Here is a 21,094-nt window from a genome sequence, read left to right as displayed (position 1 = left end):
AAACGTTTACGCGTTTTGTTTGCTTTTTTAGTGTTGAAAGGCTTGAAAGGTAGTAATGATTACGTACATCATGCCCGATGCAATAATCGGACCAGCTGCAATTCCTTTTAAAAAAACGACGCCAAGAATCGTTCCAAAAACTAAGGCCACCGTAATCTCTGGCGATTGATTAATTAAACCTACTCCTTTTGAGGATAAAACAGCCACCAGAATTCCACAAAGTATCCCCAGCCATCCCATCGGTGTTTTGAATGATTGGATTAAATCCTTTAAGCCAATTTGTCCTGTAGCAATCGGGACTAAAATGGTAATTGAAATAATTGTGACGCCTAAATTAATGCCTTTATCTGACAACCACGACATGATTTTCGCACTATTTGGTAAAGCCTTTAAAGCAAGCACAACAACTGACGCAATTAATAAACTTTGATTTTTTGCAACAAACGCAATCAAGGCAATCAGTAGTAAAAAAAGCCAACTTTCCACTGGTTGTCCTCCTTTCTGATTTGGTTCTTTCGTTAACCAAACTTTCTTGTCTTTCCTATTTTAGCAAAGAACCTCTTTAATTACCATTCAGCTTCAGTAATTATTGTCTTTTTCACACGAATCTTGCTTAGAAAAAACGAGTTAAAAATTAATTTTTTCTCATAACAAGCCTTTTTCTCTTTGAAAAATTATTTTATGAAGTATACTAATATTAACTATAAAGTAGTTTACTTGCATTTATACTGGATATTCGATATCCTATTTAAGGCTCTTCAATTGAGCGAGCATCACAAAAGACATTTTAGTAGCAATTCTTGGGGAAGTAGTGCTACTAAGATGTCTTTCCTTTTTTTATTTTCACTAACAATATACGTTTCTTATATTAAAATTCACAACTCTTTATAAATAAAAGCGCCTGCCCTACAGTTGTCTGGACTGTCGGGCAGGCGCTTTTCAAGTCATTTAAACACGCTTTAGTTTTCTTTCAAACGATAAACACTTGGACTTGGGTTAAGAAAACCTGCTTCTAAAATTTCGATGTTAGTTAATGCTTGCTCTTCAGTTACTAGTTGCGGTGCACCATTTTTCAACGTTTCATAGACGGCATCATAATAACGACCGTAATCACCTACAGGCGTTTTAATTTGTTTTTTAATCCAGTCGCCATTGCCATTACGGTAAGTCACTTCTCCATAATACATTGGTGAATCTTCTCCAAAGCCTGGTGCATCTGGCATGATTCCGGCTTTTAAATCATTTTCTTGTTGATCTTCGCCATATTTGATGAACGAGCCATTGCTGCCATGAACAATAAAACGTGGATACGGACTAGCGACAGAATGATTCGTTTTAACTTTTACTTTTAATTTTGAACCATAATGTAAATCAACGTCAAAATAATTATCGACTGCCTCACTCACTTCATTATTACGAATATCATAAGTGACTTGATCTGGACGCCCGAAAAGAGCAATCATGCGATCCATTAAATGAATGCCTAGTCCGTAAAACGAACCATTTTCTTTAGGTCCTTGTTCCGTGATACTTCCTGGTCGATAATAATCAATATGTGTTTCCACTTCATTGATTTCTCCTAAAAAGCCTTGCTCTACTACTTGCTTCATCGCTAGGTAATCGCCGTCGAAACGTCGATTTTGATAAGGCATCACTACTACCCCTTTTTCTTGCCCTAAAGCAAATAATTCCTCTGCGTGTTCTAAAGTATCACAAAATGGTTTTTCCACAATCACTGATTTACCAGCTAAAATGGCTTGTTTGGCTAAATCATAATGTGTATGCGCCGGCGTGCAGATTGTGATCAATTCAATTTCTGGATCCGTCAATAATTCATTAAGGTCAGTGGTAAAATTTACACCTTTTTCTTTAAAGGGCGCTGCTGCTTTTTCATTAACATGTAAATCGAAAATTGTTTTCACTTCTAGTGTTTCTCGAATCATTACGTAAGGTAAATGGTAACGATTGGCACTTTTACCAAATCCAATAAACCCCATTTTTACTGTCATATTTTCCACACTCTTTTCTTATAATTAGATAAGTCCATTTGTTTCAATGACTTTTTGATACCAATAATAACTGTCTTTCGGGATTCTTTCTAAGGAACCTTTTTGTGTTTCATCTTGATCCACATAGACAAAACCATAACGCTTTTGATAGCCGTTGAGCCACGACAGTAAATCGGTGTAACTCCATGTACAATAACCAATAACTGAAACGCCATCCGTAATCGCCTCTTGAATCGCTTGGATATGGCTTCGTAAATAATCAATGCGATACGTATCATGAATTTGTTTATCTTCTGTTAAGGTATCATATTCGCCTAACCCATTTTCAGTAATTAAAATAGGGACTTGATAGCGACTAGCTAATCGTCGTAAGGCAATTCTCAAACCTTGCGGGTCAATGGCCCAATCCCAGTTCGTCCGTTCAACATATGGATTATTTACTTTTTTAAATAAACCCGGTACCCCAGATTCCGTTTCAGAACCCTTTTCACCCGTTGTATTCATCTTCCCTATTCCGACGCCATCTAATGGATTAGCAGCAACCGTATCCGTCCGATAATAATTAATACCTAGAAAATCAGGTTTGGCTGAACGTAGTAACGCTAAATCGCCCTCTTTTATCGTTGGGGCCACACCTTGCTCCTGTAAGTAATTTAATGCGGCAATTGGGTATTCTCCCCAAAGATAGACATCTAACCAAAAATGCGACAACAAATCTTCTGCATTTTCTGCCGCCAAAACATTGGCAGGATGCGCATCAACGGCATAAACAGGCGTATAAGCAAAGCTAGGGCCAATTTTGCCAGGCATTTCTAATTCATGAAACGCATTAATCACTGCTGCATTGGCTAAATTAGCAATATGATTGGCCTCATACATCCGTTTATTATCTGTTACGCCGGGAGGATGCACGGCTAATTGATAACCTAACGAAGTAAACACATTTTGTTCATTTAAACTAATCCAATAGCGAACTTTGCCACGGAAAGCGTCAAATAAAATTTTCGCATAGGCCACAAAATCATCAATAATTTTTCTTGATTCCCAGCCACCATATTCTTTTTGCAAAACAGCTGGCAAATCCCAATGATACAAAGTTACCATTGGTTCAATTCCTGCCGCTAATAACTCATCAATTAAATCTGAATAAAATTTCAGTCCCGCTTGATTTACTTGACCACGCCCTTCAGGTAAAATTCGTGTCCATGCAATCGAGAAACGATATGCTTTTAAACCTTGTTGTTTCATTAAAGCCACATCTTCTTTGAAACGATGATAATGATCGACGGCTAAATCGCCAGTTGTCTCTTTGAACGTTTTTCCTGGTAGCCGAACAAATTCATCCCAAACAGATGCGCCTTTGCCGTCTTCATTCCAAGCACCTTCTACTTGATAAGCGGCCGAAGCAGAGCCCCATAAAAAATCTTGCGGAAATGCTTTTAGTTGGTGATGTTCCATTGTCATACCTCCCTCTTTTCTGTGCTGCCCTTTTATTGTAAAAGGTTTTCACAAAAAGTACCAATCAGATCAATAAGTTCTTCTGTTTACTTTTAAAACTATATAGTTTTAAAAAGAATAAGTCAACTACTTTTATTTAAGCACTTGATTATTAAGTGGTTACGGTAAAAATAAATATATAGTTTTAACACGTTAAATTCATGGTATAATGAGAGAAATACTGGTGATAAAGGAGGACTCTGATGCGGACAAATACACGTTATAAAGAAATTTATGCAGCTATAAAACAGGATATTGAAGCAGGTGTTTATCCAATTAATCAAAAGTTACCCCAAGGTCGTCTTCTTGCAGAAAAATATCAAGTCAGCGAACTAACCATTACAAAAGCCTTACATTTGCTTGTGCAAGAAGGTTATGTTGTCAGACGACGTGGCTCGGGCAGCTTTGTTCAAGACTTTCAAAATCGAACCATTACTAAATTTTCTCCGTTAACCGGCACTTACTCAACCTACGATGGAAAAGTTGAATCCGTGGTTTTAGGCTTTGCAACAGAAGTACCTGAGCCTTGGGTGACTGAAAAATTAAGTATTACAGAAGAAGAGTTAGTCTACAAAATTATTCGCTTACGGATTATCGAAGATGTGCCCTCAATTATTGAATATACTTGGATGCCCGTTGCCCTAATTCCGAACTTGACAATGAAAGAATTGAAAGTCTCCATTTATCAATATATTTCGGAACAATTGCATCAAAAAATTCAAAGTGCGCGGGTCAGCATTTCTGGGATCCGTCCTTCTGCGTTGGAAAAAAAATATTTAAACTTAACCGATAATGATTTCCTGATGCGTGCAGAACAAATTGCTTACCTAGGCAATGGACATATTTTTGAATACTCAATTGCGAATCATATTCCTAGTGAATTCACTTTTGAAACTGTCTTAATTGCAGAAAAATAGAAAACTTTTATGTTGCCATTTCTCATTTCTAACAAAACGATCTCTTTACTTTGAGCCAATACTTTTTGTTAGAAATGTTTTTCTGCTAGTTAAAAATATTTTTCAAATTATATTTCCAAACATGAATTTTGATAAAAGTATTGCTATTTACTAGAACTACGATTAAAATATTGCTTGTAGCACTCTTTTTTATATAGATACAAGCAATTTGTTTTTTACATAGTCAATCAACCAAAGTGAGGACTTTATATGAGGAAACCCTACATTTTAATGAGCTTACTCGTTCTAAGTACCTTATTAAGTGCTTGTTCAACTGTAAGTGGCAACCCAGCAAGTCAAAGTGCGCCCGCACCTGATGAAGTGTTGGCGACAAGTATTGGGACGTATGAAAATCGAACATTGTTGGTTCCAGATGGGCGTTTAGCCTTAACTGCCTTGCATAAAGGAAAAGATTATCAAGGCAAACCAATGTTTTATGTCCTGTTTGAATTAACCAATACAACCGAAAAAACACAAAATATTCAGCTAATGATTCAAAGTTTTATGGAAGTTAGTCAAACTGTCCACGGAAAAGCCCAAAATTTACAATATGCAGTCTTAACAGATTCACCTTTCCAAGACAAATTAGATCGTTTAGCAGATGAAATCAATCCTGGTGAAACAATACAAGGCGCTTACCCGTATGAATTTATTAATGAGAACAAGCCGGTCCATTTTAAATTTAGAGATCGCCTTCTCAGTCTGGATGAACCCATTGCATCAGAAGAAATTACCATTACAGAAAAAAGTTTGGTCCGCTAGCTTAGCTAGCATTGGACCAAACTTTTTATTTATTATTCAGATGGAAAAGATTCTCCTTCTATAAAACGTGTGTAAATGTGTTCGCTCTCAGCAAGTTCTCCCCGCATTAAATGAATAATTTTCTCTGCAGCCACCATGCCCCATCGATGTTTAGAATAGGCAATTGTTGCTAATCGCGGTTGCACAAACGCACCTAGTTCAGAATTATCAAAACCAATAATCCGAATGTCTTTCCCCATTTGGTAATTTGTTTCTGCAACATATTTATAGACACCGATCGCCATTTCATCATTAAAAGCAAAAACATCGACTGGTTCTGTCTGTGGTTGACTCAAAATTTTTTTAGCAGCCGCATAGCCAGAAGGTTCGGTAAAATCGCCTTGGATAATTTCATAAGGTATCCCAAAACGAGTTAATTCTCGTGTACTAACAGCCAATCGTTCTTGGCTATCATAACCTTTTTCTGGTCCAGAAAGCAGAAGAACTTTTTTTGAACCCACATTGACAAATTGCTCAATTGCCTGCGTGGCACCGCCACGATTATCCAAGAGAACTTGCCGGATATTCCTATGTTCAGTGGTTCGATCAAGGACAACGATCGAATGGCCACGTTCAGCAAACTTTTCAATTTCTTTTGTTGGAAATGTCCAATCTAAAATAATTGCCCCATCCACCATTTTTTCAGGAATGAAAAGATGTGACTTTTTACCGCTACAGACAATCATCTCATAATCAAACAGTGCTAAGCCTTTCTTAATTCCCTCCAACAATTCACCATAAAAACTACCGCCATAATCGGCCAAATAGACACCAATAATATTGGTTTGACGACGTTTTAATGTGCGAGCGGCCATGTTAGGAACATAGTTTAGCTCTTCAGCAATTGCTTGGATGCGCGTTCGTGTTTCTTCAGTTACCTTTGAACTACCATTCAATGCGTAAGAAACGGTCGAGATTGATACGCCTGCTTTTTTTGCAATATCTTTAATTCCTACCATGGACTACTCTCCTTTCTAATGGTAAATTTCAATAACACTTGCTTCATTTAATAATGAAAGCACCTCGTCTTTTTGAACTTCCATTCCCCCTTCTCGATAAGGGTTTTCTTCAAACTTAAACGGAACCTCTTGACCATCGATAACTATTTTCGCTGACTGATTTGGATAAAATTTATATGTGACAGGTTTATCAAACAATTGGTAAGTTAGTGTTAAACCAGACAATTTTTCTGGTAACATGGGATCAAAAACTACACTTTGGGCCTTTTGCCGAATCCCTAAAACAGCTGTAATTAATTGATTTAAATAAATTCCCGGCCCGCTTGAATAAATTCGCCAACCACCTTTTACCCCAATACTTCCATCTTTTAGTTTACCAAAATTTTCTTGTGATTCATACCTTGTTTTAAAATCGCCATCGGAACTACTAAAATAGGCATTGGCTTGACGTAACTCTGCATTGTGAACCACTTCTTTTAATTGAACTGGATTGATTTGCATTAATGCTTGCCAGGTTTTGTCTCGCTGACCAATTTTCGCCATCGCTTCTGTATAGCGAATGTGCGCATGAACATACTGTAAACCAATTTCGCGACCAAAATTAGCCGCCTGTTCTGCTCGTTTAAAATTAGTGCTCACACCGCCTCGATAGTTCGCTGGTTTGTTCATTAAGCGCACGCCATCAGGAAACGTTAATTCTTTTTCAATAATTTCTAAATGATGACTTACTTGTTCCGGTGTTAATAATTCAGCTAACATACTACGAGTCATTGGCAATAATCGATATTGAATCCCTGTTTTTTTGTCATTTGGGTGAATCATTTGTTCAAAAGTTTCTGGCGTTTCCATATAAATAAACCCTGGAATCGTTTCATCCGCCAACATATATTTTTGAAAATCGTTCTTTATTCCTGCGACTAAAATTGCTAAGTGCTGACTATAAGTAGCATCGATTTCCGTAATTAAAGCCGCAAATTTTTTCAACACTTGATACGTTAAGGCAACGGTCCAACTACTAGCCATTTGCTCTTTAAGACGATTATCATAAGGTTGTAACGTGTCATCCCAATCGCCGTCACCATAACAGGATAGAAAAGTTTCTGGTAAAAAATGTTGTTCAATATAATTTATTTCTTTTTTCAAATGTTCAAATAAAGATGCTGTTTCTTTTGTTTTGTGATTATCTTTGCGACTTGTATAAGGGATTTCCGTAGCTAAGATTGAATAATCTGCGGTTTGTTCCAAATAATCAGTCACTACTTTCAATGGCCAGACGATAATATCGCCATGGCTTTCACTGGCTTTTTGTTCTTCGTATCGGTCAAACATAAACCATTGCGGCCAGTTGCCATCGTCCTCAAATTGATTTTCAAATAGATGCTGAATAATGGAGGCCACGATCTTAGGCTGTTGCGTCGCAAAGAAAAATTCTGTCGGTCCCTGCGACACATCACGTGTGCCCCAAGCTGCTCCACCATATTGTTCTAAGCCATGTGGCGACAAATAATGAACGAGCATATTATGAGTATACCAACGAGTTAATTGATTCATTTGCTGCACACTTGAGTCTGTGTGTGTTAACTCAAAATGATGTAACAAGCCATTAATGAATGCCAAATATTGACTTTCTGCTTTTTCAAAATCTAATGGTGTATTGACTAATACTTGGTCCTCTATACTGCCCGTAATAAGTAGTGAAAATTTTTGGGTCTTTTCGATTGCCAAGACTAATAAGTCTGCTTCAGCTCCACCAAATAATGTGCTATCGGTTACTTGAAATGATTTATCAACTGTCAATGCATAGGTTAGTTCTGGGTAATAATTTTCTGTAGCAGAATGATTTCCCGTCACTCGAAGTGTTTTGCCAGCTTGTTCTAATTGATAGGTTGGTACTTCTTCCGGTCCTAATAACAAATGGTTAGAAACAGCCCACATATATGCATCCTTTTGACTGGTCACTTCCAATTGAATCACTCTTGAATCAGGCGAAGTGAAGGTGCGTACACGAATTGTATCCTTTGGCAACTTATAATACCACGTAGCAGAGTTCAACCCCATTTCAAAAGCAGAAGGCATTGTTAGTAAGCGCCATAAGCCATTCTCTAAAATGTAGATTCGTTGACCAGAGCGTTTCATAACATTTAAAGCGTTTCGGCTATTACTCATTAATTTGTTCATGGTCGTATTTCCTAAAACTACTTGTGAATTGAAAATGCCATACATATACACTGTCGTACTAAGCAAAGGTTCATCAACCGTTAAGCCTTTACCACTTAATAAAATGTGGCCATGCGCTCTTTCCATGGCAATTTCTTTTTCTTGAAGAACAACGTGATGGTAATTTTCCGTGAAAAAGGAATACGTCTGACCTGCTACTTTTTCAATTTGTGTCTGAAGGGGATAAAGTGCGGCCAACTCTTCTTCTGTTAATGGATTTCCTGTGATAGGTTCTCCTAAAAGTTTCGGAGGAGAGTCCTGTGTTTCTTCTAATGAATCGAATGTCACAGTTTCATAAATAGCTTGTAAGTCTTCTTTCGATAAAAAAGGTTCAGCTAATGCTTGCGGATGTGTTTCTGTTACCGCACCATAAAAAACAAATTCCTTACTTTCATTCGTTAATTGGACGGCTTCCGTTTGTAAAGCGGTGTAAGCAAATTCATATTGATAGACTTCATTTGCTAAATATCTTTTCCTCAATGCTTCTGGTGTGTTCGTTTGTTTAAATGAACGTCCAAAAAATTGATAGCCGTCCGTTGAGTAGCCTGCTAATTTTTGAAAACTCCCTTGAATAAGGGCTGGAAACTTCTCATTTTGCGGTTGATTTTGTCTTGATAAAACAACAAGCTCTTCGCCCTCTTGCCAAATGTGATGATCAAGATACTGCGACACATACGCTTCATTTGACTGAACGGCTCCTTTTGTCGCTAAGCCAATATCTTGACCATAAACAATATCTACTAAGCCAGTTCCAGTGACATTAACCCGCCAGAACCATTGATTGCTTGGCCCCAAACGAAAGTCAACTTGGTAACGAACCGCTTCAAATTCACCCCGCCATGTCAATTGATTATCTGAAAGATAAAAATCACTTTGACTGTTGGAACCAATCATTGGTCGATAATTAATTGTGTCCCCTGTAATTATCCGCAAATAGAGTTGGTTCATACTGCCGTCTAAAGGATTACCTTCTAATTGATTAATCATCATGCCACAGCTATTCAATTCTTTTAAATCACCTGTCTCTAGAAATGTAGCGACTGTGTCTGCTTGCTTAAGCTTCTTTATCTGCATAACTTATCCTTCCCATCTTATTCATTTAACGTGACTGTTGCGGTTTGTACATCGCGACTATTTCCACCAATCATTACGATAAATTCACCTGCATCACTGGTTACCTGATTGTCTGAATGAACATAGCGCACCATATCCTCTGAAAGAAGAAACTGAACTTCTTTTTCTTCCTTTGGTTCCAGCCAAACTTTTTGGAAATCTTTTAACTCTTTAATTGGGCGAACCACTTGTCCCACCAAATCACGTACATAAAATTGCACGGTTTCCTCTCCAGCGATTGGACTGTCATTTCTTACTAAAACAGAGACCGTGACTGGTTGTTCTTTGGTAAATGTTAATGCACTTAGTTGAATTGGTTGATAAGAGAAATGACTATAACTTAAGCCAAATCCAAAGGGATATTTAGCGTAATTAGAGACATCTAAATATTTAGAAACATATTTTTCTTCTGGTGCTGACTCATAAGGACGCCCAGTATTGTCGACATTGTAAAAAATTGGCACTTGACCAACCGTTTCTGGAAACGACATACTTAAACGACCACTTGGATTGTACTGTCCCCACAAAATTTCTGCTAGCGCATTGCCCCCTTCTGTTCCAGGTTGCCAAGCTTGCACAATTCCTTTTGCAACATCTATCCCTTGTAAATCTAAGGGCCGGCCACTGTAGACCGTGACAACAACATTGGGATTTTTCTCAATAATTTGTGCCACTACTGCTAATTGTTTTTCGGGTAGACGAATATCACTGCGACTGGCAGCTTCCCCACTCATCCAATCTGTTTCGCCTAGTGCCACTACTACTTTATCTGCTTGACTAGCTAACGTTAAAGCCTCTTCAATGGCCGCCGCGGTCGGTTCAAAGTAATCAAAGTGTTCTTGGGCAACTAGAAGATTTGTGGTTAATTTTTGGGCACCAGCCACGAGGGAAATGGCTTCTTCTTTCTTTCCTTGCCATGACCAAGCCCCTAAAATATCTTGTGATTGGGCCCCTGGACCGACAAGCGCGATTTTTTCTTGCGGTGTAAAAGGCAAAATATTTTCATTTTTTAAAAGAACCATTGATTTTTGAGCAATCTTTTTAGCTATTTCTCGATGCTCTTTGCTTAAAATCACTTCTGCTTCCGCTTGTTCATCCGCACCACGATAGGGATTTTCAAATAAGCCTAGCTCATTTTTTAGTTTTAAAATTCGCATAACTGCTTCATCAATAAGTGTTTCAGCAATCCGGCCTTCTTCAAGTAATTCTTTTAAATAATCTGGATAACACGTGGTCATCATTTCAATATCTACACCAGCTTTGATAGCCAATTCTGCTGCCTCTTTTTCATCTTTGGCAACGCCATGAGGAATTAATTCTTTAATCGCTCCCCAGTCTGAAATCACAACTCCTTCAAAGCCAAATTCATTTCGTAATACGTCTCTAAACAGCCATTGGTTGCCTGTAGCAGGAATCCCATCCACTGTATTGAAGGACGTCATAACAAGTTTTGCACCCGCATTTAATCCAGCTTTATAGCCAGGTAAATACATTTCTCTTAGCTGCCGTTCAGACATATCTACCGTATTATAATCCCGACCAGCTAAGGCACCACCATATGCCGCAAAGTGCTTCACGCACGCGGCTACTCGCCAATTGTCTTCTTTTAAATTTTCTCCTTGGTAACCTCTAACCATTGCAGCAGCTAAGCGGCTGTTGAGTAATGGATCTTCACCTGTTGACTCCATGACACGTCCCCAACGTGGATCGCGCACTAAATCAACCATTGGCGAAAAGGTTACATGTAATCCTGAAACAGCAGCTTCTTTTGCTGAAATCTCCGCCATTTTTTCAACTGCTGCTTCATCCCAAGTGCTTCCTAAAGCCAAAGGAATCGGAAAGATGGTTCTGAAACCATGAATAATATCCGCCATTAAAAGTGTTGGAATATTTAAGCGATGATTTTGCATATATTCTTTTTGAACACGTTTCGCTTCATTTGCACCGGAAACACCCAGTGTTGTCCCCGCCGTATCAATCGTTTCTTGACTTAGTCCTAGCTCTGACATAGGGCCGGTCTTTTCTTCTGCTTTATCTGAATAAAACGCTGCTGCTAATTGTAATAATTGATTAATTTTCTCATCAATTGTCATTTCTTCGACTAATTGAATCAGTTGATTTTCTTTCATACTCTCACCTTTCTTCAATACATACTTCTGCTTCTAAAGGAAAATGGTCGGAGGGAAAACGTCCATCGATACTATCTGTTAAACTTGCGGTTTGCTGTACTTGCCAACCTTTTACATAAATATAATCAATTTCTTCTAATTCCGCCCAAGGTTTTGTGTAAGTAAAATTTTGAAATGTTCCTCTTGGGCCATAATGAGTAGCTAAATTTTTGCTATCTTGAAATTTTTTTTGAACAAGTTGATGAACTGCTTCCTCCGACTCTGCATTAAAATCGCCCATTAATAAAGTTGGATACTGTGCAATTTTGTCATGTAACTCCTCTAAGATAACGGTCATTCCTGCTAAACGAGCATGAGCTGAAATATGATCCAAATGAACATTGATGACTAAAAAAGGCGTATTTTGAGTCGTTTCCTTAAATAGTCCCCACAAAGCAATTCTTGGACAGCCAGCTTCAGGATGGATACTTGGCTGCTGAGGTGTTTCAGATAACCAAAAATACCCTGTATCAATAGCCTGAACTTTTTGTTCGTTATAGAGAATCGCTAGTCCTTCTCCTTGACCATCCCCTTCTCTTTCCGCAGAAAGACAGGTGAATGTTGTATACGCCTTTAAATCCCTGACTTGATTCGGTCGTACTTCTTGAATACAACAAAGGCTCCAATCATGAAAATTGATTAACTGACAAACAGCCTCTTTACGAAAAGACCATTGCCAATCTTGGTCATACTCTGTATCTACCCGGACATTATACGTAGCTATTTTCATTTTTAACCTCCTGCAATAGTTGTTGAATTTGACGCATCTCACGACGGATCTGGGTTGTTTCACCGCCACCATGGCCTTTTTTCCAATACACTCTGACTGCTTTTCTTGCCTTTATCTGATGATAAGAAGGGAAAAAATCTTTCATTGGACATATCGGATCGTGACTCCCAACAGAAGCAAAGACTGGATTTTTAATTTGCGAAACAAAGTGACGACTATCAAAATAAGGAAGAACCGCGGCAATTTTTTCATGCGCTTGAGGATGCTCTTGTAAGTACTGATGAATAATTTGATACGAACCCGTTCCTTCTGCTACTCGATTTTCTAAACAAGAATGACTTGGAACATCTGCAAAAGTAGCTAAAATCGGGAAGTCGACTAAACTGTTCACCATTAACACTACGCCACCCCCTTGGGAACCACCACGAAGAATGATTTGGTCCTGATTAATTTCAGTAAAGGTCCGCACCACTTCTACGCTACGTAAATGGTCGGCAAACAAGCGGCGTTGGTACCAATCTTCTTTGTCTAGAAATCCTCGTCCCATTGGTGCTTCATGCCAAATTGTTTGATATGGCACGCGATCTCTGGTTAATCCCCCTTGACCTCGATTATCAATGACAAAACAAGCACAACCAATTTGTGTCCAATGAGCAAATTGCCAAGGTTCTTGAATATGATTCATATAGCCTAAACAGTCAATCACTATTGGCTGTTTTCCCGCCGTTTTAGGAAGTAACAAATAGCCAAAGATGCGCTCACCTAGGAAACTTAAAAAGTCGACCTGTTCCACTTGAACATTCTCCAATGGATAGTCAATGACCCGCCGATGTATATCTAGCGGTATTTTTTGAAGTTCTTCCTTAGTCTTTTCCCAAAACTCAAAATACTCATTCATGTTCCACACCTAACACTTTCTGAAAAAACGCAACTTGAAGAAAAGCCGTTGTCCCGAATCCTAACGCAATATATAAAAACAAATTAAGCTTATAGAAAAAAACAAACGTTAAAAGAGGTAAAATAAACAAAATAATCGCATTGGCACTATTACTTAAGACCACATAAACCGTCTCACCTAGTGTCTTTTTAACGGACCAATTAAAAACGGAAAAGAGAAAAAGAAAACTCGTCAAAAATAATGCAACAAAACTTAATAGAAAAATAGCTAAGAAACCTAAACTAGTGGCTATTTTAAATAAACTTGTTACGACAATACCGCCCAGTAAAAAAGCAACGAACAAGACACCTGTTAAAATAAAACCTCGCATGATATTATTTTTTAACGCTGTCCAAAACGTTCGCAAAACAGGAATATCTTTTTCACGATACAAACGATAGATCGTTCGATACAACGCAATTAAGCCGACACCGCTAAAGATGCCTGTTATACAGGTAATTAAAAAGAGAAAATTAATAATGATCAAGTTGGCAATAAAAGAAAAAATCCGATAATACCAACCTTCATATGCAAATAGCTTATTCATATTAAAAGAGAAAAGCGGATTTCTCGTTGCTTTATCCGCTTTTCTCTCCTCCTCTCTTACTTAAGTTTGTCTCTGTTTTCTGCCATTTTCTCAGATTTTATTTTTTCAATTGCATCCCATTTATTTGATTTTAAGAATGCTTTGTAGTCTTCTAAAGATTTGTCAAAGGCTTTATCATCTTTCGCACGAATCATTGAAATAACGGTTGTATTTAGTTTGGTTTCAATCGCTTCATTCGCCCGAGCTTCCGGTGTTCCTGCATCTGGATTAATATTTTCAATTACAAAATGTGGGACTAATTTTCCTTTGCCCCATTCTTGCATTTGCGTTAAGGCACTTTCCATTGGCACTTTTAGTTTATTAACACGGTCATTGTTAAAGTATAGGAAACGACTAATGCCATATTTTTTGTTGTAGGCATCATTGTCTGTTTGTTCTAATTTTTTCACTTCTGGTAAATAATCAATTTTCCCTTGATCATTGTACGCATAAGTTACTCCTTCAACGCCATATTTTGTTAAAATTTGTCCCGGTTCATCAATTAAATATGTGAATAGTTGAGTGACTTTCGCTGGATCTTTCGCATCTTTCGTAATGTAATTACTTAACCAACCTGAAATGCCGGTTTGATTTAATGTTGGTTTTCGGCCAGAAGTGCTACTTGGTCCATCAATGGCTATATAACGTGTGCCAGATTTTTTCATAAATTCTGTAAAGTTCCCACCTTGACCACTGGTTCCAGCAACGAGCATGGTTGCATAATTTCCTTGTTTCACTTTTTCATCAAACGTCGCCCCATCATCTGTGAAGCTATCATCACTAATATTGCCTGCTCGGTAAACATCATTAAATGTTTTTAACCATTCTAAATATTCTTTATCTAAATTTCGATCATAGTATTTACCATTTTTATCCTCTAAAGGAACACCTAAGAAGTCTTGTAATTTGTCTAAAAATGGTCCTGCACCATCGCCCACTGTGGTGAAGCCCATTGGGGTCATCTCAGGATATTTTTCTTTAATCTGTTGCATGACTTTTTCAAAATTTTCTGGTGTTGAAACGTCTGGCTTGCCTAATGCATTATAGACATCTTCACGAATAACAAAATTATCATTTACTGGGATATTTCCACTTTCATAATCCGCTTTTGTATTAGAGTAATTAGGGTAACCATATGTTTTTCCATCCTCTAAGGCATACCATTTAAACGTATCTTGGTTAACAACTTTCATTAAATAGGGGTCATATTTTTTAGCTAAATCGTTTAAAGAATAGGCCCAAGAATCTGCTTTCAATGCTGCTTGTCCAGTTTTTTCAGTTAATGTCACGATATCAGGCATATCTCCACTTGAAATCATGGCATTTAATTTTGAATCATCGCCGGAAATAAATTCAATATCCACATTTAAATCTTTTTTAATCTGCGCAGTGGTCACATCTTTTCCAAAAGGCAATGCCGTCCAATCTGAGTTAATATACCATTTAATCTTGGTCGGTTCTTTCTTCTTATCTAACTTCCAAGCAGGCGTCTTTTCATCTAATTCATACCGATCCTTAATTGAGACATCTGAGCTAGCTTTCTTTTCCCCACCGCTACATGCCGCTAAACTAACGACCGCCGTTGCCACCAATAAACCGCCTAAAACTTTTTTCATATTGTTCCCTACTTTCTTTATTCTTTTACTGCACCGGCCATCATACCGCCGATAAAGTGTTTTTGTAGTAATGGATAAATGATTAAAATTGGTATCGTTGTAATGACAATTGTTGCCAGCTGAACACCACGTGTCGTTGCCTGCACCACCATATCTGTACTGCCGCTCTCTGTCATGGTACTCAAGTTTGATTGAACAATAATTTCATAAATTTTCATCTGCAATGGATACAGATATTCTTTGGTAATGTATAATTTCGTGGTCATAAAGTCATTCCATTGACCAACCCCATTAAATAAAATAATGGTGGCTAATGCCGGTTTTGTTAAAGGTAAAAAGATTTTATAAAAAATTTGAAATTCACTGGCGCCGTCTATTTTGGCGGATTCTTCTAAAGATGGTGGAATTTCTCGGAAAAAGTTCATTAAGATAACTACATCATAATAGCTAAATAAAGCTGGAATGATATATACCCAGAAGGTATCTAAGAGTCCTAATGACTTAATCAAAAGATACGTGGGAATCATGCCCCCACCAAAGTACATTGTAATAACACCCATCGTTGTATAAATGTTACGCCCGACTAGTCTAGTTTTACTAAGTCCATAGGCGACAATTGCACAGAACAGTGTATGCGTCGACGCACCAATAACTGTTTTTAAAACAGAAATCAAAAACGCTCGCGGAATGCTACTATCCGAAAAAACTTTCCGATAATTTTCTAGCGTAAATCCTTTCGGCCATAAAACCAAGCCTTTACCAGCTAAACCCGAACTTGACGAAACTGAGGAAACTAAAATATTCCAAATTGGTACGATAATTAATAAAGAAAACAACACAAGAATTAACGTATTGAAAAAGTAAAACCATTTGTTTTCTTTTGATTTTCTTTTAATCACAGCTGTTGCCTCCTTTATAAAATAACCGACCGACCATTGTTCATTTTTCTAGTAATGCGATCTGTAATGACTAATAAAACAATTGAAATAACGGAAATACCTAAACCAACTGCCGTCGCATAAGAAAAGTCCCCTTGCGTTAGCCCCATACGATAAACAAATGAATTAATTACTTCTGATTTGTTTTGGTTTTGAGCATTCATTAAAACCAACGTTTGATCTAAGTTCGATCCCAATAAACCGCTAACATTTAGAATTAAGTTCAACGAAATAATCGGCGCTAATAAGGGCAAAGTAATCGTTCGGATTTGTGTTAATTTTGAAGCACCATCAATTCTCGCCGCTTCATAAAACGTTGGATCAATGCGAGACATGCCAGCAAGATAGAGAATCGTGCCCCAACCTACTTCTTTCCACAAATCAGAAAGAACAGCAATCCACCAATACTTATCAGGATCTAACAAATGATTGACGCCCTGATTCATTAAGCCTAACGACATCATGACTTGGTTGATAAAGCCATTTGTTGAAAGCCACGAAATCAACATCCCGCCTAAAACGATCCAAGAAAAAAAGTGCGGAATATAAGAAATCGTCTGAATCACTTTTTTTAAATGTCCATCTCTCATTTCAAAAATCATTACTGCTAAGATAATCGGAATAGCGAATCCTAAAAAAAGTTTCATTAAACTAATCGCTAAGGTATTACGAACTGCTTCCCAAAAAAAACTATCTTCCATAATGATTCGAAAATTTTCAAGTCCAACCCATGGTGCAGAAGAAACCGTATCAACAATCGTATAATTTTTAAAAGCAATGATAATTCCATAAATTGGAATGTAGTTAAAGACAATCATGAATGCTACACCCGGAAGTACCATCCAATGCAATTGCCGCTGATCATAAAACTTTTTTAGTTTTTTCATAAGCAGGGTTCCTTTCTTTTTAGTGAAACGTTTCTACAAACAGATTATACATTCACTTCAAACAGTTGTAAACCCTTACATTATGGTTTTATTTAAAAATAACAGCATTAAAAAGCGCTATAGACCATTTATAAAGAAATTATTTTCCCTGCTTCTTTTTCCATAAAAATACTCTTTTCTAGATATTTTAAAGCATTTTACAGAAACGTTTCACCAAAATATGAACATCTTTTTCTTAAAAATAATTCTGTTAAATAACAGAAAAAAGTCTGGTCAATCCGACCAGACTTTTTAAATATAGATAGTAAAATGTGTAATTTCAGGGATCACTCCAAAACGGGCATGAATGGCGGTCGTTCCTAAGCCTGTATTAACATATAGTTGCGTTTCTTGGTCCAACTGATACAATCCTCTGGTATACTTTTCTGCTAAAACATTTGTGATTGGATAAAAAGGAATCCAAATTTGTCCGCCATGGCTATGTCCTGCTAAAACTAACTGTGTACCCGTACCAATAAATGCATCCGCGACATCTGGTTCATGGGTCATTAATAACGCATAGTCATACGTTTCTCGATAGGATAATGTTTCTGAAACGGAAGGATTTCCTAATAACGAGTCATCTAAACCACCAATAAAAAGACGGCGTCCATCTGCTAGGGTTACTGTTTCTCCTTGGTTTTTCATAACGGTAAAGCCACTGGCCTCCATGACTTCATCATACACCCCAGAAGCACCGCCACCATAATCATGATTTCCCCAAACTGCATATTTTCCAATTGTCGCTTGCAACTGTTTTAATTTTTCAATCATCGGTTCTTTTTGTTGCGGATTTTTGGCATAATTGTCAAATAAATCACCTGTAAAAACGATAATATCTGGTTTTTCACGATTGACTTTTTTTATGACTTTATCTAACCGCTTCGTCTCATAAAATTCTGAAACTTGTATATCCGAAAGTTGCACAACATTCAATGGTTCTCGTTGATTTTTCTTTCCCAAAGTCACCTGATTAACGTGAACTAAATTCGGCTCAATCTTCCACGCATAGATTGGGAGTGCGATAATTAAGAAAAAAAATAAGAGCATTATACTTAAACCAATTTTTTTAACCACATCACTCGCTCCTTTCTTTTCTTTGATTTCCGAAGACTTAGTATAGAGAAAAATCTTCTTAACCACAATCTAAAACAAAGGAAATTAAGGCTTTGTTAAACAACCTAAAGAATTTCCACAATCTCTTATCCTTTTCTTAGCTTTTTTATAAAAAAAGCTAGATAATTTCATCTGTCGATGAAATTATCTAGCTAGAACATTCTTCTCTTAATGATGATGTTTTCGAAACGTTTGATAACCAATTAAGCAAAATAAAATCCCCAATAAAATCATTCCAGTTACTGAAAATAAGCCTGCTAACATCTTTCGCATCCTCTCTGTTGCTAAACTTCCTTATTTGTAGTCACTATTTCTTGTTGTAAAATTGGTTGAAATAGACGACGTTCTGCTAATTTTCTTGCTAAAATTGCTTCACTTTTTTTCGTAAAGATACCTAAGTTATGACGCTTGCCTTTCAAAGAGATATAAGCCAGCCATTTCCCAGAAGCGGTCTGGCTCACTCCTTTGTGTCCGCTGCTATTATTTTTGGGGCGTTTACTTTGCAACTTCCCTGGAATTACACCAGCAACTCTTTGTCGGTAATCCTTCTTTTTACGATGACCGCAGCTTTTGGTATGGCCATTCAACAAATTTTCACAGCGAACCCAGCAAGCTTGTCCGCACGAACACAGACAATACGCTTTCATTGTCTGTTGAATACTTTCGATCCGTACCACGACTAATTCATGATAGTTTTTTTTTAACATTGTTTGATAGCGATGGTGCGCACATTTGGTTCGATACCCACGAATTAGTTGTCTTCTTGAAGCTTCTGCATAGCTCCCACAAGAACAGCGACAGGCCCAAACAATTAGCCCTTCTTTTCTTTTTGTCGTTGGTGCTACTACTGTCAACTCACCAAACTTTTGACCAGTTAAATCTTTATAGTTACCTGCTTGTCTCAATTGACTATCCTTCGTATTCTTGTTCTCGCCACATCTCGATTGGTTCTCTCTCATAGTGCTCATTTTTCTGAGTCTCTCCCTTTCTTAGTTCTCTGACCACCTCAGCAAATACTTGCCAATCTTTTGTTTCCGGCAAATGACGCCATGTCAATTGACGACACCGTACTTTCGAACTATAAAAATCGGACAAATACAAATCGGTTTCTAAGGTTAATTTGTGATCAATCATGACATCCATATAATTGAAAGAAGCAATAATTTTTGCAATAAAGCGGTTATAATCCTCCCCACCAGAAAAATCAACAAATACATGAATCGTTTTTTCAATTGCGCAAAAAGACCGATCATTTAACAAACAAAACATAAAATCATAGTATAGATGCACGCGTTCATACATTAAAAATCGTTTTTGATGCAGCGACTCTGTCTTTTGTATAAAACCATCTAAGGCGCGATGAATTTGAGGAAACCGCTCTTCAAAGAAACTGCTCTGCTTGGCGGGAATAAATGCAGCCACTGAAAAGTATAGGCGGTCCCAGCGATAACAAATCAACTTTAATTTTTCTTTTGTTTCCACCGTAATTCGCTTTTCAAAGAAAGGAATAACACTATTCATATGATCAATAAATTCGTCTAACATGGTTAACTTATCTGGAAAAACAATCGGACTATCAATGTATTCATTTAAACTTAAAAAAAGAAAAATATATGAAGTCTCTTTGCCAAAATCCTCTTTAAAAAGAGGGGTTTCGCTTGTATAGATTTTTTCAAACGCATGCTGTAAACAGCTAGGCACATGAACTTCCGTAAAAGAGTCCACTACATGATCAGAAAACACACGAAAACGTTGGATCGTTAAAAGAATAAATAGTTGTGCGCTTTGATTAAGACTAAACGTTCTTTGATACATCAGTTGTAAATCGTTTATAAATCGCTTAATGCCAGGACTATTTTCCAGCAAAATGTTAGGCAGCCTTTCTTGATTACTTCCATAAAAATAATACAAGCATTGAAAACAAAAACTTCGGATATTTTTCTCTTCTCCAACCAAGCCTGTTGACTTTAATTTAATACGCCAATTAGCTAAAATCAGATTTAGTTTATACGAGAAGGCATAAATTTTGCTTTTGCTCATAAAATGAATTTGAGAAAATTCTTGAATCGTGTGCTTTTGATAGAGGCCCACATCAAGAAGCAACTTGGCCATTAGTGATTGATCAAAATAATATTTTCTTAAGGCTTGATAATCAATTTGCGATAATTTTTGCGCACTAATCAGTCCTTTAGCTGGAAAAAGAATTTGACTCCTTGAAGAAATCTGTGTACATTCATAATTTATTTGACGGCACAACGATTCTAACTTTTGAGTGGATAAATCAAAATATCCATAAAATTCTTCTTTTAATAATGGACCTTCACTATTCATAAAAGTTTGATAAATAAGTAATTTATCTCGGAATTCTTGGTCTAATAATTCATCTAACAAAGTAGTCACATTTTCAACTCCAAACTATCACGCCTTAAGTATCTATTTTTTTAACAAGACGTGAGTGTCAATCTTGCTTATTTTTTCCACAAATTTAAAAATGATTCTTTCAATATTTAGGAATCTTCATAGAA

General features: G+C 37.1%; 17 protein-coding genes. 2 read left to right on the top strand and 15 right to left on the bottom strand.

The window, feature by feature from the left end; all coding sequences use genetic code 11:
• Positions 1 to 27: 27 nt before the first annotated feature.
• The 3 genes from IGK70_RS05640 to IGK70_RS05630 form a co-directional block, all read right to left on the bottom strand.
• Positions 28 to 486 (bottom strand): DUF441 domain-containing protein, encoded by a 459-nt coding sequence (locus IGK70_RS05640; protein WP_002357887.1) that lies wholly within the window; start codon positions 484 to 486, stop codon positions 28 to 30.
• Between the two features lie 473 nt (positions 487 to 959).
• The gene (locus IGK70_RS05635) at positions 960 to 2,009 is read right to left on the bottom strand and encodes an oxidoreductase (protein ID WP_002419153.1); all 1,050 of its coding nucleotides are present in this window, start codon (positions 2,007 to 2,009) and stop codon (positions 960 to 962) included.
• Positions 2,010 to 2,033: 24 nt separating this feature from the next.
• Complete coding sequence (locus IGK70_RS05630; RefSeq protein WP_002366531.1) at positions 2,034 to 3,467, bottom strand: glycoside hydrolase family 1 protein; 1,434 nt, start codon at positions 3,465 to 3,467, stop codon at positions 2,034 to 2,036.
• 242 nt (positions 3,468 to 3,709) lie between these two features.
• Between IGK70_RS05630 and IGK70_RS05625 the strand changes: the two genes are divergently transcribed.
• Both IGK70_RS05625 and IGK70_RS05620 read left to right on the top strand, forming a co-directional pair.
• Entirely contained in the window at positions 3,710 to 4,423 is a 714-nt protein-coding gene (locus IGK70_RS05625; protein WP_002366529.1) for a GntR family transcriptional regulator, read from the top strand.
• A gap of 270 nt (positions 4,424 to 4,693) precedes the next feature.
• Entirely contained in the window at positions 4,694 to 5,224 is a 531-nt protein-coding gene (locus tag IGK70_RS05620; RefSeq protein ID WP_002395822.1) for a DUF5067 domain-containing protein, read from the top strand.
• Between the two features lie 32 nt (positions 5,225 to 5,256).
• On the opposite strand, the gene IGK70_RS05615 is transcribed toward IGK70_RS05620, so the two are convergent.
• The 12 genes from IGK70_RS05615 to IGK70_RS05560 form a co-directional block, all read right to left on the bottom strand.
• Positions 5,257 to 6,222, bottom strand: coding sequence for a LacI family DNA-binding transcriptional regulator (locus IGK70_RS05615; RefSeq protein WP_002357893.1), 966 nt, complete (start codon positions 6,220 to 6,222; stop codon positions 5,257 to 5,259).
• Positions 6,223 to 6,237: 15 nt separating this feature from the next.
• Positions 6,238 to 9,513, bottom strand: a complete 3,276-nt coding sequence (locus tag IGK70_RS05610) for a GH36-type glycosyl hydrolase domain-containing protein (RefSeq protein ID WP_104874235.1) — start codon at positions 9,511 to 9,513, stop codon at positions 6,238 to 6,240.
• Positions 9,514 to 9,530: 17 nt separating this feature from the next.
• Positions 9,531 to 11,681 (bottom strand): glycoside hydrolase family 3 N-terminal domain-containing protein, encoded by a 2,151-nt coding sequence (locus IGK70_RS05605; protein ID WP_104874236.1) that lies wholly within the window; start codon positions 11,679 to 11,681, stop codon positions 9,531 to 9,533.
• Between the two features lie 4 nt (positions 11,682 to 11,685).
• Positions 11,686 to 12,450 carry an endonuclease/exonuclease/phosphatase family protein gene (locus tag IGK70_RS05600; RefSeq protein ID WP_010822724.1) on the bottom strand — a complete coding sequence of 255 codons (765 nt, stop codon included), beginning with the start codon at positions 12,448 to 12,450 and terminating at the stop codon, positions 11,686 to 11,688.
• The gene (locus IGK70_RS05595; RefSeq protein WP_104855664.1) at positions 12,431 to 13,348 is read right to left on the bottom strand and encodes an acetylxylan esterase; all 918 of its coding nucleotides are present in this window, start codon (positions 13,346 to 13,348) and stop codon (positions 12,431 to 12,433) included. Before IGK70_RS05595 ends, IGK70_RS05600 begins: the two co-directional genes overlap by 20 nt.
• Positions 13,341 to 13,934: a DUF624 domain-containing protein gene (locus IGK70_RS05590; protein ID WP_002357898.1), complete on the bottom strand. Its 594-nt coding sequence runs from the start codon at positions 13,932 to 13,934 to the stop codon at positions 13,341 to 13,343. The genes IGK70_RS05595 and IGK70_RS05590 overlap by 8 nt, the downstream gene beginning before the upstream one ends.
• 56 nt (positions 13,935 to 13,990) lie before the next feature.
• The gene (locus IGK70_RS05585; RefSeq protein WP_002357899.1) at positions 13,991 to 15,589 is read right to left on the bottom strand and encodes an ABC transporter substrate-binding protein; all 1,599 of its coding nucleotides are present in this window, start codon (positions 15,587 to 15,589) and stop codon (positions 13,991 to 13,993) included.
• Positions 15,590 to 15,606: 17 nt separating this feature from the next.
• Complete coding sequence (locus IGK70_RS05580) at positions 15,607 to 16,488, bottom strand: carbohydrate ABC transporter permease (protein WP_104855665.1); 882 nt, start codon at positions 16,486 to 16,488, stop codon at positions 15,607 to 15,609.
• Positions 16,489 to 16,502: 14 nt separating this feature from the next.
• Complete coding sequence (locus tag IGK70_RS05575) at positions 16,503 to 17,414, bottom strand: ABC transporter permease (RefSeq protein ID WP_002382199.1); 912 nt, start codon at positions 17,412 to 17,414, stop codon at positions 16,503 to 16,505.
• Between the two features lie 291 nt (positions 17,415 to 17,705).
• Positions 17,706 to 18,596, bottom strand: coding sequence for a metallophosphoesterase (locus tag IGK70_RS05570; protein ID WP_002382198.1), 891 nt, complete (start codon positions 18,594 to 18,596; stop codon positions 17,706 to 17,708).
• Between the two features lie 257 nt (positions 18,597 to 18,853).
• Positions 18,854 to 19,528 (bottom strand): hypothetical protein, encoded by a 675-nt coding sequence (locus IGK70_RS05565; protein ID WP_162783034.1) that lies wholly within the window; start codon positions 19,526 to 19,528, stop codon positions 18,854 to 18,856.
• On the bottom strand, positions 19,479 to 20,969 hold the full coding sequence (locus tag IGK70_RS05560; RefSeq protein WP_104855667.1) for a helix-turn-helix domain-containing protein: 1,491 nt from the start codon (positions 20,967 to 20,969) through the stop codon (positions 19,479 to 19,481). The genes IGK70_RS05565 and IGK70_RS05560 overlap by 50 nt, the downstream gene beginning before the upstream one ends.
• Positions 20,970 to 21,094: the final 125 nt, after the last annotated feature.

The sequence above is a fragment of the Enterococcus sp. DIV0358 genome (assembly GCF_051713465.1).
In the GTDB taxonomy this organism is placed as follows: domain Bacteria; phylum Bacillota; class Bacilli; order Lactobacillales; family Enterococcaceae; genus Enterococcus; species Enterococcus faecalis.
This window is presented reverse-complemented; position numbering and strand designations above follow the sequence as displayed.